This window comes from Reyranella sp. GW821-FHT12G01 (genome assembly GCF_058806575.1).
In genome coordinates, this window is sequence record NZ_JBXAPV010000001.1 from 2429287 (window position 1) to 2452454 (window position 23168).

General features: G+C 66.1%; 22 protein-coding genes and 2 tRNA genes. 16 read left to right on the forward strand and 8 right to left on the reverse strand.

Features of this window, described 5'->3' with window-relative positions:
- Window positions 1–134 precede the first annotated feature (134 nt).
- From AC1RP5_RS11590 to AC1RP5_RS11610, 5 genes are read left to right on the forward strand one after another with little or no spacing between them, the layout of a single operon-like run.
- Window positions 135–1040, forward strand: coding sequence for a DMT family transporter (locus AC1RP5_RS11590; protein ID WP_493110792.1), 906 nt, complete (start codon window positions 135–137; stop codon window positions 1038–1040).
- Between the two features lie 4 nt (window positions 1041–1044).
- On the forward strand, window positions 1045–2205 hold the full coding sequence (locus AC1RP5_RS11595; protein ID WP_493110793.1) for a CaiB/BaiF CoA transferase family protein: 1161 nt from the start codon (window positions 1045–1047) through the stop codon (window positions 2203–2205).
- Window positions 2202–3749: an acetyl-CoA acetyltransferase gene (locus tag AC1RP5_RS11600; RefSeq protein WP_493110794.1), complete on the forward strand. Its 1548-nt coding sequence runs from the start codon at window positions 2202–2204 to the stop codon at window positions 3747–3749. Before AC1RP5_RS11595 ends, AC1RP5_RS11600 begins: the two co-directional genes overlap by 4 nt.
- Window positions 3750–3761: 12 nt before the next feature.
- Window positions 3762–4595: a phytanoyl-CoA dioxygenase family protein gene (locus tag AC1RP5_RS11605; RefSeq protein ID WP_493110795.1), complete on the forward strand. Its 834-nt coding sequence runs from the start codon at window positions 3762–3764 to the stop codon at window positions 4593–4595.
- 4 nt (window positions 4596–4599) lie between these two features.
- Window positions 4600–6036 carry a coniferyl aldehyde dehydrogenase gene (locus AC1RP5_RS11610; protein WP_493110796.1) on the forward strand — a complete coding sequence of 479 codons (1437 nt, stop codon included), beginning with the start codon at window positions 4600–4602 and terminating at the stop codon, window positions 6034–6036.
- 11 nt (window positions 6037–6047) lie between these two features.
- On the opposite strand, the gene AC1RP5_RS11615 is transcribed toward AC1RP5_RS11610, so the two are convergent.
- From AC1RP5_RS11615 to AC1RP5_RS11635, 5 genes are all read right to left on the reverse strand, one after another.
- A complete protein-coding gene (locus tag AC1RP5_RS11615) occupies window positions 6048–6551 on the reverse strand; it encodes a hypothetical protein (RefSeq protein WP_493110797.1) in 504 nt (167 codons plus the stop codon).
- 55 nt (window positions 6552–6606) lie between these two features.
- On the reverse strand, window positions 6607–9288 hold the full coding sequence (locus AC1RP5_RS11620) for a valine--tRNA ligase (RefSeq protein ID WP_493110798.1): 2682 nt from the start codon (window positions 9286–9288) through the stop codon (window positions 6607–6609).
- A gap of 70 nt (window positions 9289–9358) precedes the next feature.
- Window positions 9359–9949: a DUF2497 domain-containing protein gene (locus AC1RP5_RS11625; protein ID WP_493110799.1), complete on the reverse strand. Its 591-nt coding sequence runs from the start codon at window positions 9947–9949 to the stop codon at window positions 9359–9361.
- Window positions 9946–11409, reverse strand: a complete 1464-nt coding sequence (locus tag AC1RP5_RS11630; RefSeq protein WP_493110800.1) for a TolC family outer membrane protein — start codon at window positions 11407–11409, stop codon at window positions 9946–9948. Before AC1RP5_RS11630 ends, AC1RP5_RS11625 begins: the two co-directional genes overlap by 4 nt.
- Before the next feature lie 85 nt (window positions 11410–11494).
- A complete protein-coding gene (locus AC1RP5_RS11635) occupies window positions 11495–12154 on the reverse strand; it encodes a protein-L-isoaspartate O-methyltransferase family protein (RefSeq protein WP_493110801.1) in 660 nt (219 codons plus the stop codon).
- Window positions 12155–12281: 127 nt separating this feature from the next.
- On the opposite strand from AC1RP5_RS11635, the gene AC1RP5_RS11640 reads away from it, so the two are divergent.
- From AC1RP5_RS11640 to metC, 8 genes are all read left to right on the forward strand, one after another.
- Window positions 12282–12355: transfer RNA gene (locus AC1RP5_RS11640), tRNA-Cys, on the forward strand.
- 95 nt (window positions 12356–12450) lie between these two features.
- A tRNA-Asn gene (locus tag AC1RP5_RS11645) sits at window positions 12451–12525 on the forward strand.
- Between the two features lie 53 nt (window positions 12526–12578).
- The gene (locus AC1RP5_RS11650; protein ID WP_493110802.1) at window positions 12579–13193 is read left to right on the forward strand and encodes an NUDIX domain-containing protein; all 615 of its coding nucleotides are present in this window, start codon (window positions 12579–12581) and stop codon (window positions 13191–13193) included.
- An 87-nt stretch (window positions 13194–13280) separates the two neighbouring features.
- Window positions 13281–14282, forward strand: a complete 1002-nt coding sequence (locus AC1RP5_RS11655; RefSeq protein ID WP_493110803.1) for a cysteine synthase A — start codon at window positions 13281–13283, stop codon at window positions 14280–14282.
- A gap of 10 nt (window positions 14283–14292) precedes the next feature.
- A complete protein-coding gene (locus AC1RP5_RS11660) occupies window positions 14293–15207 on the forward strand; it encodes a ribokinase (RefSeq protein ID WP_493110804.1) in 915 nt (304 codons plus the stop codon).
- Window positions 15208–15216: 9 nt separating this feature from the next.
- Window positions 15217–15918, forward strand: coding sequence for an alanyl-tRNA editing protein (locus AC1RP5_RS11665; RefSeq protein WP_493110805.1), 702 nt, complete (start codon window positions 15217–15219; stop codon window positions 15916–15918).
- 23 nt (window positions 15919–15941) lie between these two features.
- Window positions 15942–16799: a 3-mercaptopyruvate sulfurtransferase gene (gene sseA, locus AC1RP5_RS11670; RefSeq protein ID WP_493110806.1), complete on the forward strand. Its 858-nt coding sequence runs from the start codon at window positions 15942–15944 to the stop codon at window positions 16797–16799.
- Window positions 16800–16918: 119 nt separating this feature from the next.
- Window positions 16919–18076, forward strand: coding sequence for a cystathionine beta-lyase (metC, locus tag AC1RP5_RS11675; protein ID WP_493110807.1), 1158 nt, complete (start codon window positions 16919–16921; stop codon window positions 18074–18076).
- A gap of 63 nt (window positions 18077–18139) precedes the next feature.
- Here the strand turns inward: metC and AC1RP5_RS11680 are convergent, their stop codons facing one another.
- Window positions 18140–18559, reverse strand: a complete 420-nt coding sequence (locus tag AC1RP5_RS11680; RefSeq protein ID WP_493110808.1) for a Fur family transcriptional regulator — start codon at window positions 18557–18559, stop codon at window positions 18140–18142.
- A gap of 161 nt (window positions 18560–18720) precedes the next feature.
- Between AC1RP5_RS11680 and hisI the strand changes: the two genes are divergently transcribed.
- The 3 genes from hisI to AC1RP5_RS11695 are packed head-to-tail and all read left to right on the forward strand — an operon-like array spanning window position 18721 to window position 20792.
- On the forward strand, window positions 18721–19134 hold the full coding sequence (gene hisI, locus AC1RP5_RS11685; RefSeq protein WP_493110809.1) for a phosphoribosyl-AMP cyclohydrolase: 414 nt from the start codon (window positions 18721–18723) through the stop codon (window positions 19132–19134).
- Window positions 19131–19604, forward strand: coding sequence for a hypothetical protein (locus tag AC1RP5_RS11690; protein WP_493110810.1), 474 nt, complete (start codon window positions 19131–19133; stop codon window positions 19602–19604). Before hisI ends, AC1RP5_RS11690 begins: the two co-directional genes overlap by 4 nt.
- A gap of 15 nt (window positions 19605–19619) precedes the next feature.
- Window positions 19620–20792, forward strand: a complete 1173-nt coding sequence (locus AC1RP5_RS11695) for an MFS transporter (RefSeq protein ID WP_493110811.1) — start codon at window positions 19620–19622, stop codon at window positions 20790–20792.
- Between the two features lie 7 nt (window positions 20793–20799).
- Here the strand turns inward: AC1RP5_RS11695 and AC1RP5_RS11700 are convergent, their stop codons facing one another.
- A complete protein-coding gene (locus tag AC1RP5_RS11700) occupies window positions 20800–21387 on the reverse strand; it encodes a cupin domain-containing protein (protein ID WP_493110812.1) in 588 nt (195 codons plus the stop codon).
- A 253-nt stretch (window positions 21388–21640) separates the two neighbouring features.
- Entirely contained in the window at window positions 21641–23167 is a 1527-nt protein-coding gene (locus AC1RP5_RS11705; protein ID WP_493110813.1) for a M81 family metallopeptidase, read from the reverse strand.
- Between the last annotated feature and the right edge of the window lies 1 nt (window position 23168).

Here is a 23168-nt window from a genome sequence, read left to right on the forward strand (position 1 = left end):
GCCTCCAGGCCCGCCTCATGATCATGAGCGGGTCTGGAGGCCCGCGGTCCATTTGAGAGTACGCATCGCGAAAATCTAAACCGCAGACGGCAGGCTATTGACCCCATACACTCCCGGCAAGGGAGTTAAACGCCGTGCCGCTCTGGATACCGATTACCGTCGCTGCCGCTCTGTGCCAAAACATCCGCACGACGATGCAGCAGAAGATTCGCGGCATCCTGAGCGTCGATGGCGCCAACTTCGTCCGCTACCTCTACGGCGCCCCGCTGGCGCTGGGCATGCTGGCCTTCCTGGTCTTTGTGACCGGCCGGCACGTGCCGTCGATCTCGCTGTATTTCCTGTTGCTGGTGACCATCGCGGGCGTAGCGCAGATCATCGCCACCTCGCTGATGATCCATGCCTTCTCGCTGCGCAACTTCGCGGTCGGCACGGTCTACTCCAAGACCGAGACGGTGTTCGTCGCCCTGTTCGCGACCTTCATCGCCGGTGAGCCGCTGAAGCTCGGCGCCTGGGCTGGCATCCTGGTCTGCCTGGGTGGCGTCGCGATCCTGAGCGTGCGCGGCAAGTTCTCCGACGTACGCGGCGTGCTGGCCGACCTCACCCACAAGGGCGCGCTTTACGGCATCATGTCCGGCGCGATCTTCGCCATCGCCGCCGGCACGATCCGCGAGGCTTCCAAGCTGCTGCCCGAGGGCGACTTCATGGTGCGTGGCATCACCGTGCTCGCGTGCATGAATACCATCCAGGTGATCCTGATGGCGCTCTACCTGTCGCGCCGCGACCGGCCACAGCTCTCCAAGGTCTGGTTCAACTGGCGGTCCTCGATCTGGGTCGGCATCTTCAGCGTGCTGGGCTCCGCTGGCTGGGCCTTGGCCATGACGCTGGAGAACGCCGCGCTGGTCCGCGCCGTCGGCCAGATCGAGCTCGTCTTCACCTTCATCTCCTCCCGCCTCATCCTCAAGGAACGGCCGTCGCTCGGCGAATGGATCGGCAGCATCCTGGTGGTCGGCGGCGTCATCCTCATTCTCGCAACCCGGTGAACACATGACGGACATGACAAGGCCGCTCGACGGCCTGCGCATCCTCGATTTCTCGACCACCATCGCCGGCCCGCATTGCGCCCGCCTGCTGGCCGACATGGGCGCCGATGTCGTGAAAGTCGAATCGCCCGAAGGCGATCTGATGCGCTCACGCCCGGTGCAGCGCGACGGCTTCAGCACGATGTTCGGCCAGCTCAATGCCGGCAAGAAGTCGATCGTGCTCGATCTCAAGAAGCCGGAGTCGGTCGCGGCGGTGAAGAAGCTGATCGCCACCGTCGACATCCTGGTCGAGAACTACCGGCCGGGCGTCATGAAGCGGCTTGGCCTCGACTATGCCGAGCTGTCGAAGATCAACCCGCGGCTGATCTATTGCGCCATCTCGGGCTACGGCCAGACGGGTCCCGGCGCCGGCCGGCCCGCCTATGCGCCGGTCATCCACGCCTCGACCGGCTACGACATGGCGCATCTCTTCTACCAGCAGGGCCGCCAGCGCCCCGACAATTGCGGGATCTTCGTCGCCGACTATGCGAGTGGCGCCTATGCGATGGGCGCTATCCTCGCCGCCGTCCACCAGCGCCACGCCACCGGCAAGGGCCAGATGGTCGACGTGTCGATGTTCGAGACCCTGGTCGGAATGCTGCTGGGCGAGGTCAACCGCGCCCAGTTCGACTTCGAGATGCCGTCGCGTCCGATGTACGGCCCGATCGAAGCCAGCGACGGCTATGTCATGCTGGCGACCGCCAGCGAGAAGACCTTCCAGGACATGGCGACCGCCGCCGGACGCCGCGACTGGCTGACCGATCCGCGCTTCGAGAAATACCACGACCGCCGCATGAACTGGGGCCAGCTCGTCGACGAGCTCGAAGAGTGGTCGAAGAAGATGAGCGTGAAGGATGTCGTCGCCGCGCTGGAGAAGCAGGGCGTGCCCTGCTCGCCCTACGTCACCGTCACCGAGGCTTTGAAAGATCCGCAGGTCGAGCATCGCGGCTCGCTCTGCACCATCGAGGACGGTGGCGGCACCTACCAGTCGCCGGCGCCACCGTTTCGCTTCTCCGGCTCCCCGCTGCAGAGCGGCCCCAAGGTCGCCGCACTCGGCGAAGATACGAAGGCGGTGCTGGCCCAGGCCGGACTCACTCCCTCCGAAATCGAGGCGCTCGTCAAATGATCGATCCGCGTACCCCCATCCTGGTCGGCGCTGGCCAGATCACCGACACGGTCGGCAAGCCATCGAGCGAACGCTCGCGAGTCGCCTTCTGCGCCGAGGCTGCGAACGCGGCGCTCGAAGACACGAAGGCGGCGATCGGCGGCCATGCGCTCGGGCATCTGGTCGACGCCATCGCGGTGATGGAGTTCTTCAGCGACATCAGTCCGCGCTTCGCCTCACCCTACGGCCGCTCGACCAACCCGCCGATGAGCGTCGCCAACCGGCTGCACGCCGACCCGAAGCAGCTGCTCTACACCCACTCGGGCGGCAACATGCCCCAGTACCTGGTGAACAAGTTCGCCGAGCAGATCGCCCGGGGAGAGACCGAGCTGGCGCTGATCTGTGGCTCCGAGCTGCTGCGCAGCACGCAGAACGCGCGCCGCGCCGACATGAAGATCGACTGGAACGAGGATCCGGGCGGCGGCGAGCCGACGCGCATCGGCGATGCCCGCTTCGGCTTCAGCGAGGAGGAAGCGCGCCACGACTTGCGCGCCGCCATCCATTTCTATCCGCTGCTGGAGAACGCGATCCGCGGCGGCCTGAAGCGCGACGTCGACAGCCACATGAAGGCGATGGGCCGCCTGTTCGAGCGCCTCGCCGCCGTCGCCAAGGACAACCCACTGGCCACGCGCCGCGAGGGCTACAGCGCCGAGGCGCTGTCGACGATTTCTCCCGACAATCGCTGGATCTGCTTTCCCTATCCGCGCCTGATGAACGCCAACGCGATCATCGACCAGGCGGCCGCCGTGCTCGTGACATCCGTTGAGAAGGCCCGCGAATGGGGCATCCCGCAGGACCGCTGGGTGTTCCTGCACGGCTGCGCCGACGGCACCGACACCTGGGTCGTGTCCGAGCGCGACAAGCTCGACTCCTCGCCCGCAATCCGCGGCTGCGCCCGCATCGCACTCGACATGGCCGGCAAGAAGGTCTCCGACATCGACGCCTTCGATCTCTACAGCTGCTTCCCCTCGGCCGTCGAAGTGGCGATGACCGAGATCGGCATCCCCACCGACGATCCGCGCCCAATCAGCGTGACCGGCGGCCTTCCCTTCTTCGGCGGTCCCGGCAACAACTACGTCACCCACTCGATCGCCGAGATGATGAACGTGGTGCGCGCCAAACCCGGCTCCTTCGGCATGGTTACGGCCAACGGCAACTACCTCACCAAGCACTCGGCCGGCCTCTACTCCACGGAGCCGACCAAGGGCGCGTGGACGCGCGAGGATCCGAAGAAGTTCCAGGCTGAACTCGACGCCCGCCCCAGGCGCAAGGTCGAGACCAAGCCCACGGGCACCGGCACGGTCGAAACATACTGCGTCACCTACGGCAAGGACGCGCCCGAGCGCGGCTACATCCTGGGCCGCCTCGACAGTACCGGGGACCGCTTCGTCGCCATGACCCCGGACGATCCCGCTCTGGTCGCCGACATGCTGACGCGCGAACAGCTCGGGCGTAAGGTTTCGGTCTCGGAATCGGGCGGACGCAACGTCTTCCGCCCCGTCTAGAGTGAGGAAACCATGCCCAACGTGCTGAGCGCGGCGCAGACCGCGGAGTTCAACGAGAAGGGCTTCACCTACGCGCGCGGCCTGTTCGCGCCCGACGAGGTGAAGCTGTTGACCCGGGCGATGGAGGAAGATCCCGCCGTGCGCGACAGCATCCTCGACCGTCGCGATGGCGAGGGCCGCTCGACGCGCATCGCGCTCTGGAACCGCGCCGGCGACAGCGTCTACGGGCTCGCCGCCCGCGTGCGCCGCATGGTCGACACGTCGGCGTCGCTGCTGGGCGGGCCGGTCTATCACTACCAATCGAAGCTGACGGCCAAGGAGCCCGAGGTCGGCGGCGCTTGGGAATGGCACCAGGATTACGGCTACTGGTACTACAATGGCTGCCTGCGCCCCGACATGCTCTCGGTCATGATCGGCCTCGACCGCACCAACCGCGACAATGGCTGCCTGCAGATCGCCACCGGCTCGCACAGGCTCGGCCGCATCGACCACACGCCGCTGTCGCCGACCCAGAACGAGGTCGATCCCAAGCGCATGCCGCACATCCTGGAGAAGTGCCCGGTCGAGTATTGCGAACTGGAGGCCGGCGACGCGCTGATCTTCCATTGCAACGCGATCCACCGCTCAGACGCCAACCGCTCGCCTAACCGGCGCTGGACCCTGCTGATCTGCTACAATCGCGTCGACAACGACACCTTCACCAAGGTCGACGACCGCTACTACGTGCCGCTCGATCCGGTTGACGACGATGCGATCCGCCATGCCGGCCTGCGGTTTGCGCGCGGCGACGGCCAGGAGCATTTCGCCAGCAAGCCTTACGTCCCGGACCTCAGGAAGGCCTCGTAACGCCATGAACGAGCCGACGCCCGCGTCGTTGAAGGCGATCCTGCAGAAGCAGCGCGACGCCCAGCTCAAGGACGGCGCGCCGTCGGCCGAGATCCGTATCGACCGGCTCAATCGCTGCATCGGCCTGCTGGTCGATCGCCGGCGGGACATCGAAGCGGCATTGTCGGCCGACTTCGGCGCCCGTTCGCCCACCGTGACGGCTTTTGCCGACGTTGCCAGCTCGATCGGTCCGCTGAAGCATGCGCGCGACAGCCTGCGAAGCTGGATGCGCACCGAACGCCGCAGCACGACGCCGCGCATCCTGGGTTTCCTCGGCGCCAAGGCCGAGATCCGCTATCAGCCCAAGGGCGTCGTCGGCGTGATCAGCCCGTGGAATTTCCCGGTGAACCTCACCTTTGCTCCATTGGCCGGCGTTCTGGCCGCGGGCAATCGCGCGATGGTCAAGCCGTCCGAGACGACGCCAGCGACATCGGACCTGCTGAAGACAATGTTCGCCAGCGTCTTCGACGAAAGCGAGATCGCCGTGGTGACCGGCGGACCAGAGGTGGGACAGGCCTTCACCGCCCTCGCCTTCGATCACCTGGTCTTCACGGGCGCGACCTCGATCGGCCGGCATGTGATGCGAGCGGCGGCGGAGAACCTCGTGCCGGTAACGCTCGAACTGGGCGGCAAGAGCCCCGTGGTCGTCGGCCGTTCTGCCGACATGGCCGTGGCTGCAGCGCGGATCATGAACGGCAAGACGCTGAATGCCGGCCAGATCTGCCTGGCCCCGGACTACGTGCTGGCGCCCTCGGACCGCATCGGCGACTTCGTCTCCGAAGCCAAGGCCTCCGTCGCGAAGATGTTCCCGACGATTCGCGAGAGCCCCGACTACACCGCGATCGTGTCGGACCGGCACTATGCCCGCCTCATGGGTTACCTCGACGATGCGCGCGCCAAGGGCGCCGAACTGGTCGAGATCAATCCGGCCGGAGAGGATCTGCGCCAGCAGCCGCACCGCCGCATCGCGCCGACCCTGATCCTCAATCCGACCGACGACATGAAGGTCATGCAGGAGGAGATCTTCGGGCCGCTGCTGCCGGTGAAGACCTATGGCGACGTGCAGGAGGCAGTTGATTACATCAACGCCCATGACCGCCCGCTCGGCCTCTACTATTTCGGCAGCGACGACGCGGAACGCGACCGGGTGCTGAACGGCACGACCTCCGGCGGCGTCACGGTCAACGACGTCGTGATGCATGTCGCGCAGGAAGAGCTGCCGTTCGGCGGCATCGGTCCGGCCGGCATGGGCGCCTATCACGGCCACGACGGCTTCCGCGAATTCAGCCATCGCAAGTCGATCTATCACCAGATCAAATGGGACCTGGCGCCGCTACGCATGCTGCGTCCGCCCTACGGCGCCGGACTGGCGAAATATCTCTCGATGCAGATCAGGCGTTAGCCGCGTAGTCGTCAGGCGGCCTTGATGTTCGAGCGTTGGATGCGATCGAGATTGGTGCCCTCGATGCGCACCAGTTTGGTCAAGCCGTCCCGCTTCGGCGAGTGGACGACGCCGACGTCGTAGAAGTGACTATCGCCCGGCTTCAACGTGTAGGTCTTGGAGGGCTCGACGAGAGTCGGCTCACCGCCCTCACCCTTCTTGACGATCCGCCAGTCAGTCATCTCCGTATCGCCGATGGCGAGGCCGTAGATCGCCCAGCTGGTTCCGTGATCATGTGGCCCGCCGTGTGCGGCAGTCTCGTACACATGCCCGCAGATACAGAAACCCAGCTCCGGATCCTCATACAGGACCTTTCGCGGGCGGCACTGCTCGGCAGTCAGATGCCTCGCGACGAATTCATCGTCGAGCAGGACCTTCGATACCAGCTTGCAGATTTCCTGCTTACCCGCGATCCCGGAATCGGCCTTGAGGGCCTTGCCGATGTCCGCGCTCAGTTGCTCGAGCGTGTAGGTCATGCTTTGCCTCCACCTGGATATCCATAATCGTACGACGGCGTGCCGGAAATCACCACTAAGCGCCCAGCCGCTCCAGCGCCGCGCTGAGCCGCGCGCCGGTCTGTTCGGCCTGCGCCCGGCGTTCGCGCTGTTCCTCGACCACCTCTTCCGGTGCGCGGGCGACGAAGGCGGCGTTGGCGAGCTTGGCGTCGATCTTGCCGACCTCGTCGGCGAGCTTCTTGATTTCCTTCTGCAGGCGGGCGCTCTCGGCCTTGAGGTCGATCACGTCGCCGACCGGCATCGCGTATGTCGCCTCGCCGATCACGATCTGCAGCGACGCCTTGGGCGCCGACGCGGCCGCCTCGACACCCTCGATACGCGCCAGTCGCTCGATGGCAGGACGATGCGTCTCCAGACGCGCCGAGGTCGTGTCGTTGCCGCCGATCACCAGCAGCTTCAGCTTGGCCCCGGCTGGCACGTTCAGTTCGGCGCGGGCCGAGCGGATGTCGGAGATCAGCTTCACCAGCCAGCCCATCTCGGCATCGGCCGCCGCATCCACGGCCGTCGGCGCGGGCCAGGGCTGGCCGATCAGCGGACCGTGCTCGGCGCGGTGGCCGAGCTTGTCCCACAGCTCCTCGGTGATGAATGGCATAACCGGGTGCATCAGCTTCACCGTCTCGCGCAGCACGAAGGCCGTGACGGCGCGCGTCTCGTCCTTCTCCGGCCCATCCGCGCCCTGCACGATCGGCTTGGTCAGCTCGACGTACCAGTCGCAGACCACGCCCCAGACGAATTCGTAGAGCGTGCTAGCGGCCTCGTTCAGCCGGTAGTCAGTCAGCGCCTTGTCGATCGCCTGGTTGGCGCGCGCCAGCTCGCCCAGCATCCACTTGTTGACGGTGAGCTTTGCCGACGCCGGGTCGAAACCCTTGGGCAGCGCCGCGCCGTTCATCTCGGCAAAGCGCGTCGCGTTCCACAGCTTGGTCGCGAAGTTGCGCGCCCCCTCGACGCGAGCCGTCGCCAACCGCAGGCGGCCGGCCTGCGAGGCGGCCAGCGAGGTCATGGTGAAGCGCAGCGCGTCGGCGCCATATTTGTCGATCAGCTCCAGGGGATCGATCACGTTCCCCTTCGACTTCGACATCTTCTGCCCCTTCTCGTCGGTGACGAGGCCGTGCAGATAGACGGTGCGGAACGGCACTTCCTTCATGAAGTGCATGCCCATCATCATCATGCGGGCGACCCAGAAGAACAGGATGTCCCATCCGGTGACCAGCGTGCTGGTCGGATAGTACTTGGTCAGTTCCGCCGTCTGGTCGGGCCAGCCCAGGGTCGAGAACGGCCACAGGGCCGAGCTGAACCAGGTGTCGAGCACGTCGGGATCGCGCTCCAGCACGACGTCCTTGCCGTAATGCGCCCGCGCCTCGGCCTTCGCCTCTTCCTCGGAGAGCGCCACGAACACCTTCTTGTCCGGCCCGTACCAGGCCGGGATCTGATGGCCCCACCAGAGCTGGCGCGACACGCACCAGGGCTCGATGTTCTCCATCCAGCGGAAGAAATCCTCGCGGCCACGGTCGGGCACGAACTTCACGCGGCCGTCGCGCGCCGCCGCCAGCGGCGCCTCGGCGAGCTTCTTCGCATCGGCGTACCACTGCTCGGTGAGATAGGGCTCGACCGGCACGCCGCCGCGATCGCCGTAGGGCACCGCATGAGTATGCGGCTCGATCTTTTCGACCAGGCCCAGCTCTTCCATCTCGGCCACGATCTTCTTGCGGGCGTCGAAACGGTCGAGGCCGCGATACTTTTCCGGCGCCTTGTCGTTCACCCGCGCGAACTTGTCGAAGATGTTGATGGCTTCGAGATTGTGCCGGCGGCCGACCTCGAAATCGTTGAAATCGTGCGCCGGCGTGATCTTCACCGCGCCCGAGCCCTTCTCCGGATCGGAATATTCGTCGCCCACGATCGCGATCCTGCGGCCAACCAGCGGCAGCACGGCGTGCTTGCCGATCAGATGCTTCCACTTCGGATCGTCGGGATGCACGGCGATGCCGGTGTCGCCCAGCATCGTCTCCGGCCGCGTCGTGGCGACCACGATGAACTCATCAGGGCTGCCGTCGATCGGATACTTGAAGTACCAGAGATGGCCCTTCACCTCGCGCGATTCGACCTCGAGGTCGGAGATCGCGGTCAGCATCTTGGGGTCCCAGTTGACCAGTCGCAGGTCCTTATAGATCAAGCCCTGCTTGTAGAGTTCGACGAACACCTTGAGCACGGCCTTTGACAGGCCCTCGTCCATGGTGAAGCGCTCGCGGCTCCAGTCGCACGAGGCGCCGAGGCGGCGGAGCTGGCTGGTGATCGTGCCGCCGGAATAGGCCTTCCACTCCCAGACCTTGGCGAGGAATTCCTCACGGTTCAGCAGCTTCTTGTTGGCGTCGCTCTGCGCGGCACCCCCGACCGCGAGACCGATGCCTTCCTGCTCGAGATTGCGCACCACCACCATCTGCGTGGCGATGCCGGCATGGTCGGTGCCCGGCTGCCACAGCACGTCGTCGCCCTTCATGCGGCGCCAGCGGATCAGCACGTCCTGCAGCGTGTTATCGAGCGCGTGGCCCATATGCAGGCTGCCCGTGACGTTGGGCGGCGGGATAACGATGCAATAGGGCTGCTTCGGCGATTCCGGATGGGCACGGAAAGCTCCCGCGTTTTCCCATTCGGGGTAGCGCCGGGCCTCGATTTCCTTGGGGTCGTAGGTCTTGTCGAGCATTTCTTGGCCTTAAATGAAAAACGCCACGGCTGCGACACCGTGGCGGGAATTTGTAGGTGGCGCCTGGGGGTCAGCGGCGGGTCAGCCGGGCAATCTCGCGTTCAACATAGCGCTCGACCATCGGCGGCAGGTTCGTATCAAGCCAGTCCTTCAGCATCGGGCGCAGCATTTCCTTCACCAGATCCTCAATGGTCTGGCCTCCGACCGACGGGCCGGGATTGGTCGCCGCCGGAGCCGGCACGCTGTCCTGCACCGCCTGGTTCAAACGTGCGAACGCGGAACTGGCCACACCCGCCACGCCGGCGCCGACCAGCGTCTCGGCAGCCGGCTTGTCATTGGCAGGCTTCTCGCTGACGGCCGGCTCGGTCGAAGGCTGCGGCATCTCTGCCGGATTCACAGGATCGACCCGCAGCGGCATGGGCTCGATGTTCGACATGGATTTGGGCTCTTCAACGATATCTGTGAGAAGGAGCACGTCATCGCCCGGCACGGGGCGCGGCGGCATGGGAGGAACGGTGACCGGCGGACGCTGCGACGAAGCCCCCGACCGCGGTCCCGCCCCCTGGGCGCGGGCCTCGTCGTCGGAGATGATCTTGCGGATGGACGCCAGAATGTCGTCCATCGAGGGCTCGTTGTTCTGGCTGCCCCTGCCGTCGCTCATCTATTGCTGCTCCCGACGGGGGCGCTCCCAGCCACGCCAGCCGGCGAGGTCGACGGCGGGATGATGCCCGTGCCCGATTCGCCGCTGCTGCCCCAGCCGATCCAGCGGGAGCCGACGTCCTTGTAGTAGCGCTCTTCGTCGTAATACTCGACGGGCAGCGCCAGCGTGCGCGCCGTGAGGCGGCCGATGCCGGAGAGCACGCCGTAGTAGGAGACCTGCACGTCGTGACGCGCCTGGATCAGGTTGACCTGGGCGTTGAGCAGTTCCTGCTCGGCGTTCAACACGTCGAGGGTTGTGCGCGAACCGACCAGCGCTTCCTGGCGAACGCCGTTCAGCGCGACTTCGTTGGCGCGGACCTGCGATTCGAACGACGTCACGCGCGAGCGCGACGAGTCGAGCTGGCGCCAGGCACGGATGACGTTCTCGGCCACGGTGCGGCGGGCGCTGTCGAGTTCGTTGCGGCGCTGACCGACCAGTTCGCGCGCCGAACGGATACGTGACCATTCGCTGCCGTTCTGGAAGATCGGGATCGTGGCCTGAAGACGGACGGCGTAGTTGTAGTACTTGTCGGTCGGGACCTGCAGGTCGAACTGCTGCTGCAGCGCGCCGACGAGGTTGACCTGCGGCAGCAGATCGCCGACCGCCGAATTGACACCGTAGTTGGCCGCCGTGATCCGGTGCGCGGCCGTGACGGCGCGCGGGCCGCTATCCATCGCCAGTCCGATCGCTTCCTCTTCCGACGACGGCAGGCCGCCGATCAGCGGGATTTCACCCAGCCGGCCCGGCTTCTTGCCGATCGTGCGCTGGAAGGCCGCCTCGGAGATGCGGACGTTGGTCTCGGCCTGGACGAGGTCGGCCTTGGCCAGTTCGAGGCGGGCCTCGGACTGCGACACGTCGGTGATGGTCAGTTCGCCGACCCGGAAGCGTTCGCGCGTGGCGTCGAGCTGCTGGACCAGTACGCGTACGTTGTTGCGGCGGGCATCGGCGATGCCGATGTTCTGCACGAGGTCGGCGTAGGACGTCACCGCCGACAGCAGCACGGTCTGCTCGGTGTCCGCGAGCTGGGCGCGCTGGGCCTGAATGTTCGATTGCGCCTGCTTGGTTTCGGCGACCGTCTTGCCGCCCCGGAACACCGGCTGAACGATCTGCAAGGTCGTGAACTTGCCGTTCAGCGCATAGAACGTGGGCGCCGTTCGCACCGAGTAGGAGTCCTGCTCGACCTTGTTGTACTCGAGGTTGAGCGTGACGCGGGGGCGCCAGTTGGCGACCGCCTGCGACAGCGTTTCATCGGTTTGCCGCAGGATTGCGCGGCTCGCCAGCAGGTCGGGATTGCTGTTGTAGGTCGTCGACAGCGCCTCGATCAGGCTCTGTGACCACGCATTGGAAGCTCCCCCGAGCCCGACCGCGAGGATGCACGCGACCGCGGTGCGGGCATGCCTCAAGCTGGGCCGGATACGCATCGTTCTACCCTCATCTGTGGACGGCACCCTAGCATCAGGCGGAACACTATTGGTAGCCCTCAGCATGCCAAATGCCTGCACGTGTCTAGAAGGTGAACCGGGCGGGAGGCTCGAAGCCCGGCAGCGCCGGCGAACCGGCATCGAAAAGCGGCCTCCCCGACACGATCCCACCCTGCTTCACGAAAAGATGGGCAACGCCCAGGGCGCCGCTCGGATCGGCGATGACCGTGGCCAGCCGGCCGCCCTCGGCGAGCTGGTCGGCAATGGCCTTGGGGACTTCGCGGACCGCGCCCTCGATCAGGATGACGTCATAGGGGCCGGAGGACGCCGCACCCTGCGCCGCCTCGCCGGTGACCTGCTGCACGCCCGAGACGCCCAGCTCCTGCAGGGCCTGCTTCGCGGCGGCGGCCAGGCCGGCATCGGTCTCGACGGCAATCACCGACTTGGACAATCCCGCCAGGATCGCGGCGCCGTAGCCGCGGCCGGCGGCCACGACCATCGCCTTTTCCTCGGGCAGCGGCTGCAGGGTCTGGATCAGGCGGGCCAGCACCATCGGTTCCATCATGAAACGGCCATTGCCGAGGGGCACGTCGTCGTCGGCGTAGGCAACCGAGCGTAGGGCGTCGGGCAGGAAGCGTTCACGCGGCAGATCGCCCAGGATCGCCAGCAGCCCGGCATTATTGACGCGGTTGGGTCGGAGCTGACCCTCCACCATGTTGCGTCGCGCGAGCGCGAAATCCGTCATAGGCTGCCCCCTAGATGTAGCGGTTGTTTTATAGGCGGCGGTGCAGGACAGCGTCAAAGGGCGCTGCGTCGCGCCCGGCTTGACCGGCTCGACGTGCGACGCGTATAGCACCGCGCGCATATTGTGTGGCCCGGTAGCAAAGCGGCTATGCAGAGGACTGCAAATCCTTCCAGGCCGGTTCGACTCCGGCCCGGGCCTCCACAATTTGCACAAATGACAGGTCTTGCGTCGCAACACCGGCTCTGTCACAAGACCGCGCCTTCGCGGCCGACGTACCGCCGTCGTACCGAGTTTATTCCGGAGTAGCTCAGCGGTAGAGCAGGCGACTGTTAATCGCCTGGCCGTAGGTTCGATTCCTACCTCCGGAGCCAATTGGGGCCGTTCCTGCAAAGGGGCGGCCCTTTTTGCTTGTGGAGTGCGAATCATGCCCTCGATCCCCCTGCCCGGCGAAAAGGCCGAACTGATTGGACGGACCGTGGCCTTCCAAGGCTATTTCCGTGTCGCCCGCTATCTTTTCCGTCACAGCCTCTACCAGGGCGGCCAGAGTGGCGAGGTGAAGCGCGAGGTGTTCGAGCGCGGCCAGGCCGCGGCCGTGCTGCCCTATGATCCGATCCGCGACGAGGTCGTGCTGATCCGCCAGTTCCGCGCCGGCACCTATGCCGCCGGTCGCCATCCCTGGTGCTGGGAGATCGTCGCCGGCATCATCGAGGACGGCGAGACGTCCGAGGAGGTCGCCCGCCGTGAAGCGATCGAGGAAGCGTCGCTGAAGATCCTCGACCTCTTTCCCATGCACAGCGTCGTCCTGAGCCCGGGCGCCTGTTCGGAGACCTGCACCAGTTTCATCGGCCGCATCGACTCGACCGGCGTCGGCGGCGTCTTCGGGCTGGAATCGGAAAACGAGAACATCCTGGTCAAGGCCATGCCGTTCGCCGAGATGCGCGCCATGCTCGATCGCGACGAGATCGATAATTCAGTGGCCGTGATGGCGCTGCAGTGGCTCGCCCTGCATCGCGACGAGATGCGAAACCGCTGGCGCTAGATATGGCCGCGCGGGTTGCGTGGCCCCCTGCTCCCTGTCTACCGTCGCGCCGGGAGCACGCGCAGGGTCAAGCACGGTGAGCAGTTCATGAAAGTCCGGTCCGGTTTCATCGATAGCATCGGCAATACGCCGCTGATCAAGCTGCGCGCCGCATCGGCCGCGACAGGTTGCGACATCTACGGCAAGGCGGAATTCCTGAATCCTGGCGGCTCGGTGAAGGATCGCGCGGCGCTGGCGATCATTGAGGATGCGGAAAAGAGCGGCCGGCTACGGCCCGGCGGCGTCATCGTCGAGGGCACCGCCGGCAACACCGGCATCGGTATCGCGCTGGTGGCCAATGCACGCGGCTATCGCTCGGTCATCGTGATGCCCGAGACGCAGAGCCAGGAGAAGAAGGACATGCTGCGCCTGTGCGGCGCCGACCTTCGCCTCGTCCCGGCCGCGCCCTATTCCAACCCGAACAACTACGTCCGCTGCTCCGGCGCTCTCGCCGAAGAGCTGGCAGCCAAGGAACCCAATGGTGCGATCTGGGCCAACCAGTTCGACAACATCGCCAACCGCGGGGGCCACTATCGCACCACGGGACCTGAGATCTGGGACCAGACCGACGGCAAGGTCGATGGCTTCACCTGCTCGGTCGGCAGCGGCGGCACGCTTGCTGGTGTCGCGCTCGCGCTGAAGGAGCGCAACCCGAACATCAAGATCGCGCTCAGCGATCCGATGGGTTCGGCCCTCTTCAACTGGCACACCAAGGGCGAGCTCAAGGCCGAGGGCAACTCGGTCACCGAGGGCATCGGCCAGGGCCGCGTCACCGCCAATCTCGAAGGCGCGCCGATCGACCTCGCCTACCAGATCACCGATGAGGAGGCCCTGCCCGTCCTGTTCGACCTGATCGAACATGAGGGTCTCGTGCTCGGCGGCTCGACCGCCATCAACATCGTGGGCGCCATGCGGCTCGCGCGCGAGCTCGGGCCGGGCAAGACCATCGCCACCATCCTCTGCGACGGCGGCAGCCGCTATCAGTCCAAGCTCTTCAATCCGGCGTTCCTGCGCGAGAAGAACCTGCCGCTGCCGCGCTGGATGAAGTGAGCCCAAGACCATGAGTCGCGTCGTCGTCTGCGGCAGCCTCAACATGGATGTCGTCGTGCAGAGCGCGCGGCGACCCGCGCCGGGTGAAACGATCCTGGGTGCGGAAGTCTCGTTTCTGCCCGGCGGCAAGGGCCTCAACCAGGCGATCGCGTCAGCCCGGCTCGGCGTCCCGACCGCCATGGTCGGCGCCGTCGGCAACGATGCCTTCTCCAACAGCCTGCGCGGTTTCCTGGCCGACAACGATGTCGACAGTTCGGGCGTGACCGAAGTCGAGGGGCCGGCAACCGGCGTGGCCCTGATCCAGGTCACCGAAGGCGACAACTCGATCACCGTGGCCTCGGGCGCGAACATGCACTTCCACACCTCGATGGTGCGCGACCCACCGCGACGCGACGAAGTCTGGGTGGCGCAGTTCGAGACACCGCTCGACGTGACGCAGGAGATCCTCGCCGGCGCCCGCGCGGCGGGCGCGCGCACCGTCCTGAACCTCGCCCCCTTCATGGCGCATCCGGCGGAGCTGATGCAGTCCGTCGACGTCGCCGTCCTGAATGAGATCGAGCTGTCGCAGGCGACCGGCGCCAAGCTCGACGCGGCCAGCCCGCAGGAGAGCGTCGTCGCCGCCTGCAACATCCTGCGCGAACGCGGCGCGCGCGCGGTGATCGCAACGCTCGGCGCGCGGGGCGCCATCGTCGTCAGTGCGACAGGCGTCGATACCGTTCCCGCGTTCCAGACCAAGGTCGTCGACACGACCGGTGCGGGCGACTGTTTCGTCGGCGCGCTGGCCTCGCGCCTGGCGGCCGGACTCACACCGGCGGAGGCCGCGCGCTTCGCCAGCGCCGCCGCCTCATGCTCCGTCGAGAAACTGGGCGCAGCGCCCGCGATGCCGACCGGCCAGGAAGTTGCGGCGCGGCTGGCGAAAGCCTAAATCCCGGTCATGGTCGAAGAACTCTTCAGGCAAGACGCCTACATCAAGGAAGCCGACGCTACCGTGACGATGGTCGAGGAGCGCGGCGTGCGGCTGGACCGCTCGATCTTTTATCCCACCGGCGGCGGACAGCCCGGCGACACCGGCGTGCTTCGCTGGGACGGTGGCGAAGCAAAAATCGTCGATTCCATCAAGGCCGATGGCGGCGACGTGCTGCACGTGCTGGCACCCGATGCGCCGCGACCCGAGGTCGGCACTAAGGTCCACACCACGCTCGACTGGGATCGCCGTCACCTGCACATGCGCATGCACACCGCGCTGCATGTGATGTCGGCCGTCATCAAGGGCAACGTCACGGGCGGACAGGTCGGCGCCGACAAGAGCCGCCTCGACTTCAATCTCGAGGGCGAGGTGCCGACCAAGGAATGGGTCACCGAGGAGGTCAACAAGCTGATCGCCCTCGATCGTCCGGTGCTGCCGCAATGGATCACCGACGAGGAGCTGACCGCGCGCCCCGAACTCGTGAAGACGATGAGCGTGCGCCCGCCGATGGGCGCGGGCCGCATCCGTCTCCTGTCGATCGAGGGCGTCGACCTGCAGGCCTGCGGCGGCACGCACGTCGCCCGCACCGCCGAGATCGGCCGGGTGGAGTGCACCAAGATCGAGAACAAGGGCAAGATGAACCGGCGCTTCGTCATCGCGCTGACTTAAGCGGCAATAGAGGAAGAATTCCGATGGACTACGCAAGGCCCGACGCCCTCGTCAGCACCGAATGGCTCGCCGCGCATCTCGACGCGCCGGACGTGCGCATTGTCGACGGTTCCTTCTATCTGCCGGCACAGAAGCGCGATCCCAAGGGCGAGTTCGCGCAGCAGCACATTCCCGGCGCGATGTTCTTCGACATCGACGAGATTGCCGACAAGTCGACGGCGTTGCCGCACATGCTGCCATCACCGGAGAACTTCGCCGCGCTCGTCGGCGAACTGGGCCTGGGCAGCGGCAACAAGATCGTGGTCTACGACACCACGCCGATGACCGGCGCCTGCCGCGTCTGGTGGATGTTCCGTGCGATGGGCCACAAGGACGTGTCGATCCTGAACGGCGGCCTGCCCAAGTGGATCAGCGAAGGCCGGCCCGTTACCGACGCGCCGACGCCGCCGCGCGATCGCGCTTTCTCGGCGCGCCTCGACGGCTCGCTGGTGCGTTCGATCGACGACGTCTTCGGCCTGATCGATAGCAAGAAGGAGCAGATCGTCGACGCGCGCGCCGCCAACCGCTTCCGCGCCGAAGTGCCCGAGCCGCGCGCCGGCCTGCGCAGCGGCCACATGCCGGGCGCCTTCAACCTGCCCTATAACGAGCTGCTCGATCCGGCGACCAACACGGTGCTGCCGGCCGACAAGCTCACTGCACGCATCGCCGCGTCAGGTATCGATCCCTCGAAGAAAGTGACGGCAAGCTGCGGCTCGGGCGTCACCGCCTGCGTCGTGGCGCTGGGTCTTTATCTCACCGGCGCGCCCGAAGCAGCGGTCTATGACGGCTCCTGGACCGAATGGGGTGGAAGGACCGACACACCCATCGTCACTGGCCCCTGATCTTCATTTGGAGTCAGCGGTTGTGCGTTAGCGAGGTCTATCTCTGGCTCTTGGCGCAAAGCCTGTGCCATAGTTGATTCATGACCTCTAAGAAAACTTATACCCGACCCGACACTGTCTTGGCCGTCGCCGGCCGCGATCCCGACAACAACTTCGGCATCGTCAATCCGCCCGTCTATCACGCGTCGACGATTCTCTCGCCGACGATGGACAAGTTCGAGAATCGAATCCCGTTCGAAGGTTACGGCTACGGCCGCAACGGAACGCCGACGCAGAAGGCGTTGGAAGATGCCGTCGCCGCCATCGAAGGCGCACACCGCTCCATCGCCGTGCAGTCCGGACTGGCCGCCGTCACCGGCGCCATCGTGGGCTTCCTGAAGACCGGCGATCACATGCTGCTGACCGACAATGCCTACGGTCCGGCGCGCCGCTTCGCCAACACCACGCTGAAGGGCTTCGGCGTCGAGACCACCTACTTCGATCCGATGATCGGCGGCGAAGGTCTCGCCAAGCTGATGCGGCCCAACACCAAGGTCGTCTATCTCGAGGCCCCGGGCTCGCAGACTTTCGAAGTGCAAGACGTGGCCGGCATGGCCGCCGTCGCAAAGAAGGGCGGCGCGGCCGTTCTGATCGACAACACCTGGGCGACACCGCTCTACTTCAAGCCGTTCGACCACGGCTGCGATATCTCGGTGCACGCCGGCACCAAATATATCGTCGGCCATTCGGACGCGATGATGGGCATCATATCCTGCGCCACGCGGGCGATGTTCGAGACGGCGAAGACGGCCTGCCAGTCGTTCGGCTTCCACGCAGCTCCCGACGATTGCTACCTGGCCCTTCGTGGCCTGCGTACGATGGGCGTGCGCTTGCGTCATCACGAGAAGAGCGGCCTCGAGATCGCCAACTGGCTGAAGACGCGGCCCGAGGTCGACAAGGTGCTGCATCCCGCCCTGCCCGACTGCCCCGGCCACGAGAACTGGAAGAAGCAGTTCAAGGGCGCGTCGGGTCTGTTCTCCTTCACCCTGCGCGACGGCATCAAGCGTCCGGCGGTGGCGGCGATGCTCGACGGCATGGACATCTTCGGCATGGGCGCGAGCTGGGGCGGCTATGAGAGCCTGATGATCCCCGCGCACCCCGACCAGTACCGCACCGCTGTGCCGTGGCCCGAGGGCAAGCAGCTCCTGCGCGTCCATATCGGCCTGGAAGACGTCGAGGACCTGAAGACCGATCTGGCCGAAGGCTTCGAGCGGCTGAACCGCGCGCACAACGCCTGATCCAAGGCGTCTGTGAAGTCCGACATGACTCCGTCGCCTCAGGGCGGCGGAGTTTTTTTATGATCAGGATGCCTGGCAGTCGCCGCAGGTACCCGTCACTTCCAAGGTCATGTCGCGCGCGGTGAAACCACGCTTGGTCGCGCTGGCGGCGATCGCATCGGACAGGCCCTCGCCCTCGATCTCCTCGGCATTGCCGCACTCGCCGCAGATCAGGAAGAAGCCGCGATGGGCCTCGCCCGGGTGGCTACAGCCGACGAAGGCATTCATGCGCTCGATGCGATGGATCAGGCCATTCTCGATCAGGAAATCGAGCGCGCGATAGACCGTGGGTGGAGCGGAGCCGAGGTCTTCGTTGCGCAGGCTGTCGAGCAGCGCATAGGCGCCGACCGGCTTGTGGCTCGACCAGACGAGTTCCAGTACGCGGCGACGCAGCGGCGTGAAGCGCAGGTCCTTGGCCGCACACAGTTTCTCGGCCGCCGCCACGGCGTCCTCAACGCAATGATTGTGATCGTGAGCGTGCCCGACGGGCGCCGCTTTGGCCGGTTTCTTCACGTGTCTCCCGATTTGCCAACCGAGTAGGCGGCGATTATACGCGCCGTTCCTTCCGGAGGCCAAGGCTCGCCCCTGTGCCCAATGGTGCCCCAATGATGTCCCCGACGACCTACCAGCAGCCCGAAATCGACGCCGCCCTCGCCGTCATCAAGTTCGATGCACAGGGCCTCGTGCCGGCGATCGCCCAGCAGCACGACACCGGCGAAATCCTGATGATGGCGTGGATGGACCGCGACGCCGTCGCCGAGACGATGCGCACGGGCCGTGCATGCTACTGGTCGCGTTCGCGCAAGGGTCCGTGGCGCAAGGGCGACACGTCCGGCCACATCCAGACCCTGGTCGACCTGCGTATCGATTGCGACGGCGACACGCTGCTGGCCCTGGTCGACCAGACCGGCGTCGCCTGCCACACCGGACGGCATAACTGTTTCTTTCGCGCCATCCGCGACGGCGCGCTCGCGGAGATCGCGCCCATCGAGATCGACATGGAGAAGGAAAAGGTTTGAGCAAGTTCGCATCGACGCGCCGCGGCTTCCTGGTCTTCGCCCCTCTTCTGCCACTGGCTGCCTGTGCTCCGCCGCCCTCGCCCCGGCACACGCTCTCACCGCGCGGCGACAAGTTGGTCTCGCTGATCCAGACCACAGGCAAGGACAACATGACGGCGCCCGAGGCCTTCGCGCTGATGGGCATCACCAACGAAGGCCGCGACATCCCGGTGCGCCAGCTTGCCGACAACGGTCCGGACGGCCGCTACGTCGTCAACCTTGTGAACATCCGCAAGATCCACGAATTTGTCTTCCAGCGCCGCCAGGGCGACGTGCTGATCCTCCATTCGGCGGACACGGCCTTCAAACGCCTGCAGAGCGTGCGCTATGCCCGCAACGGCAAGCCTTCGATCATCACAGACACTGCATTCGCCGAACGCGATTTCCAGCAGCAGATCGCCTTTTGGTTCGACCGGATACCGGGTCGCTAGTATTGTGACAGCGAGATGACAATCGCTGTCTCCAACCCCGCTCCCGCCCGACGCACCCTCACCGTCTGCGGCGGCGCGCATGCCCTGCACGACGGCTTCACCGACCTGCTCAACGTGCTCTATCCGCTGCTGCAGTCGCAGTTCGGCCTGAGCTATGGCGCCATCGGTGCGCTGAAGACCTGCTATTCCGGCGCCATGGCCACGGGACAGATCCCGTCGGGCGCGTTGGCCGAGCGCTTCGGCGGCGTGCGCGTGCTGGCGCTGGGTACGCTGCTGATCGCTGGCGGCTACACGCTGGCGGGGCTCAGCGGCTCGCTCTACGGCGTGATCGCCGGGCTGATCCTCGCGGGCCTGGGCGGCAGCACGCAGCACCCCATCGCTTCGAGCCTGGTCGCCGCCGCCTATCACGGCCAGCGTTCGCGGACCGCGCTCGGCACCTACAATTTCTCCGGCGACGTCGGCAAGGTGTTGCTGCCGGCCGTCTTCGCTCTGATAGCGGCCTCGCTCGGCTGGCAGCAGACGCTCGTGGTGATGTCGGCAATCGCCGTCGTCGGCGCCGGCATCATCCTCGCCTCGCTGAAGCCGATCGTGACCCACGGCAAGGCCGAGGCGTCGAAAGCGGTCGCCGGCCAGGACCGGCCGTGGGCCTATTGGCTGCTGTTCTCGATCCACATCGCCGACGACCTGGTGCGCACCGGCTTCCTGATCTTCCTGCCGTTCCTGCTGCGCAACAAGGGTGCCGACCTGCCGACCATCGGCCTAGGCCTGTCGCTGCTGTTCGCGGGCGGCGCGGCCGGCAAGCTGGTGATGGGCTGGGTTGGCCAGAAGCTCGGCGTCGTGCCGTCGGTCTTGCTGACCGAGATCGCCACGACGGTGCTGATCCTCGTGGCCCTGCCGCTGCCGCTCGACTTCGCGCTGCTGTTGCTGCCGGCCGTCGGACTGATGCTGAACGGCACCTCGTCGGTGCTCTACGGCACCATCCCGGAGTTCGTGAGCCCGGAACGGCGCACCAAGGCCTTCGCGGTGTTCTACACCGGCGGCTCCGTCGCCGGTGCGACGGGCCCGCTGCTGTTCGGCCTGCTGGGCGACGTGGTCGGCCTCACCACCGCCCTCATCGCCGTCTCCTGCGTCGCCCTCACCACCGTGCCGATGGTGTGGGCGCTGCGGCCGGCCTTCGCCGACGACTGACGCGCGCTCAGGCGCGCTTGCCGCCGATCGAGACGAAGGCCATGAGGCACGGTTCCGTCAGCGGGTTGCGCCAGCGATGGCGCGTGCCGTTCTGCACGATGCAGTCGCCCTGGCGCAGATGGATCTTCTCGCCATCGTCCAGTTCCAGGGTCATCTCGCCGCGGACGACCACGCCGTAATCGATCGTGTCCGACGTGTGCATGCCCGGCGCACCGCGCTCCATGACGTCGCCCATGCCCGGAACCTTGTCGTTCAATTCCTTGAGTGCGCTCTCCAGGGTGACGCCCGCCGGCGGCTTGTAACCCTCGGGGCGCCGTCCCGGATACGAGATCAGCCGGAACATCGTGCCGCCCGGTCCGGGAAAGGCGATCGTTCCCTTCACCATCGGGTCCGCTTCCTTGCCGGTGAGCTGCGGCACGCCGTCGGTCATGTAGAGTTCGTAGAACGTCAGCCCCGGGTTGGAATCGATTTCGACCACCTTCGGGGTTACGTCGAACGACTTGAACACCGATTTGCCGGCGTCGTTGCGACCGGTCAGGGCGCGCTTGGGCGGCGGCAGATCGCCCGCTTCCTTCGCCTCGGCAGGTTTCGACATGGCGGCGAGAGCACCGCCGCTGGCCAGGACCGACAGTGCCTGGAGCAGCTGACGCCGATCCTTGCTGTCCGTCTGATCGGGCGAACGCTCCCGCCCGCCCCGCGACTCAGTTCTGTTCCACGGCCACCCGCGCCACGATATGATACTCATCTGCTTCCTCCGTTGCGGCGTGCGATTGATTCACCGCCACATTGCCCGCGACAGTAGCAAGGAGGAATGCGGGAGCCGTTCTAGACTTAGGTCGAAGCGCCGGTCAGGCGCCCTGCCAGACCGGCCCCATCGGCTTCAGGCGGATGCCCTTGCGCAGGTGCTTGTAGGGCATGTCCATCGGATCGGTGATGTGCGCGCCAGTCGATTGCACCACCAGGATCGTCTCTGCGATCGGCTGGAAGTCGGCGCGGAAATGCACCGTCGATTTGAGGCCGAGGATTGGCACCTCCGACGGCTCGACACCTACCGCGCGGAACATCTCCTGGTCGGCCGCCTGCACCCGCTTGCAGGCCAGTACCGCCGAGACGCCCGAGGCCTCGTCGGTCACCAGCGCCATCGGTCCGATCTGGAACTTGGCGCCGCCGTAGAACGGGCCGGTACCGGTAAACACGCCGCTACCGAGCTTTGTCACCCGCCAGTCGGCTTCGATCGGCTTTTCCCCGCCATAGCCGACCACGGCCCCGATGCCGCGACGCATGATGTTGCCCTCGCCGGCCTCGACAGCAGCCTTGGCGGCGCCCTCGTCGACGATCATGCCGATCACCGCGCCCTTGGCCTTGTGGCGCATCAGCGCCGCCAACAGGCCGATCGTGTCGGAAGTGCCGCCGGCGCCAGGATTGTCCTGCACGTCGGCCAGCACGATCGGCTTGCTCGCCTTCTTCGACAGTTCGATGGCGCGAAGGGCTGCCTGGTCGGGATCGAGCAGCTCGCCGTCGAACGCCTTCTCCTGCGCCTTCACCGTCGCGGCGAGCTTGTCGGCCGCCGCTTCGACGGCTTCCTTGTCGTGGCCGTAGACGACCAGCGCGGGGCCGCATTGGGCGATGTCGGCCGGCGGGAAGCCCGGTGTGTGGGTGACGCTGACGATGCCCTGGTTGTGGCTCTTCTCGCCGGCCTCGAGTTCGCCCACGAGGTCGAAGATGCCCTTTGCCGGCTCGATGAAGGTGCACTGCCAGACCAGCGGGATCAGGAAGTCGAGCTGGCGATAGGCGCGATAGACCGGGCGCTTCTCGCGCAAGAGCTTGTCTAAAAGCTCGATCGCGCGCTTGCCGGTCACCGCCATGTCGATGTGCGGATAGGTGCGGTAGCCCACCAGCGCCGTGGCGAGCTTCGCCATGTCGGGGGTCAGGTTTGCGTGATAGTCCAGGCTCGCCACGATCGGCAGCTCGTCACCCACGATGCCGCGGATGCGGCGCAGCAACTCGCCCTCGCCGTCCTCGGTATGCTCCGCGACCATCGCACCATGCAGGTCGAGATAGATCGCATCGAACGGTCCGAGCTTGCGCAGGTCCTCGTCGAACAGCGCCCACATTCTCTCGTAGGCATCCTCAGTCACGTACGAGGCCGGGGCCGCCGCGGACCATGCCAGTGGCACGATTTCGTGGCCGAGTTCAGCCAGCTTCTTCACGGCGCCGGCGATCGGGATGTTGAAGCCCTCGACGCCAGGGATCATTTCCGGGCCGCGCAACAGCGGCGGCCAGGCATCCGCGCGCACGAACTCCTCCCAGGTCGCCTGCTGCGGCGCAAACGTGTTCGTCTCATGCTGAAAACCACCAACCGCGATACGCGCCATC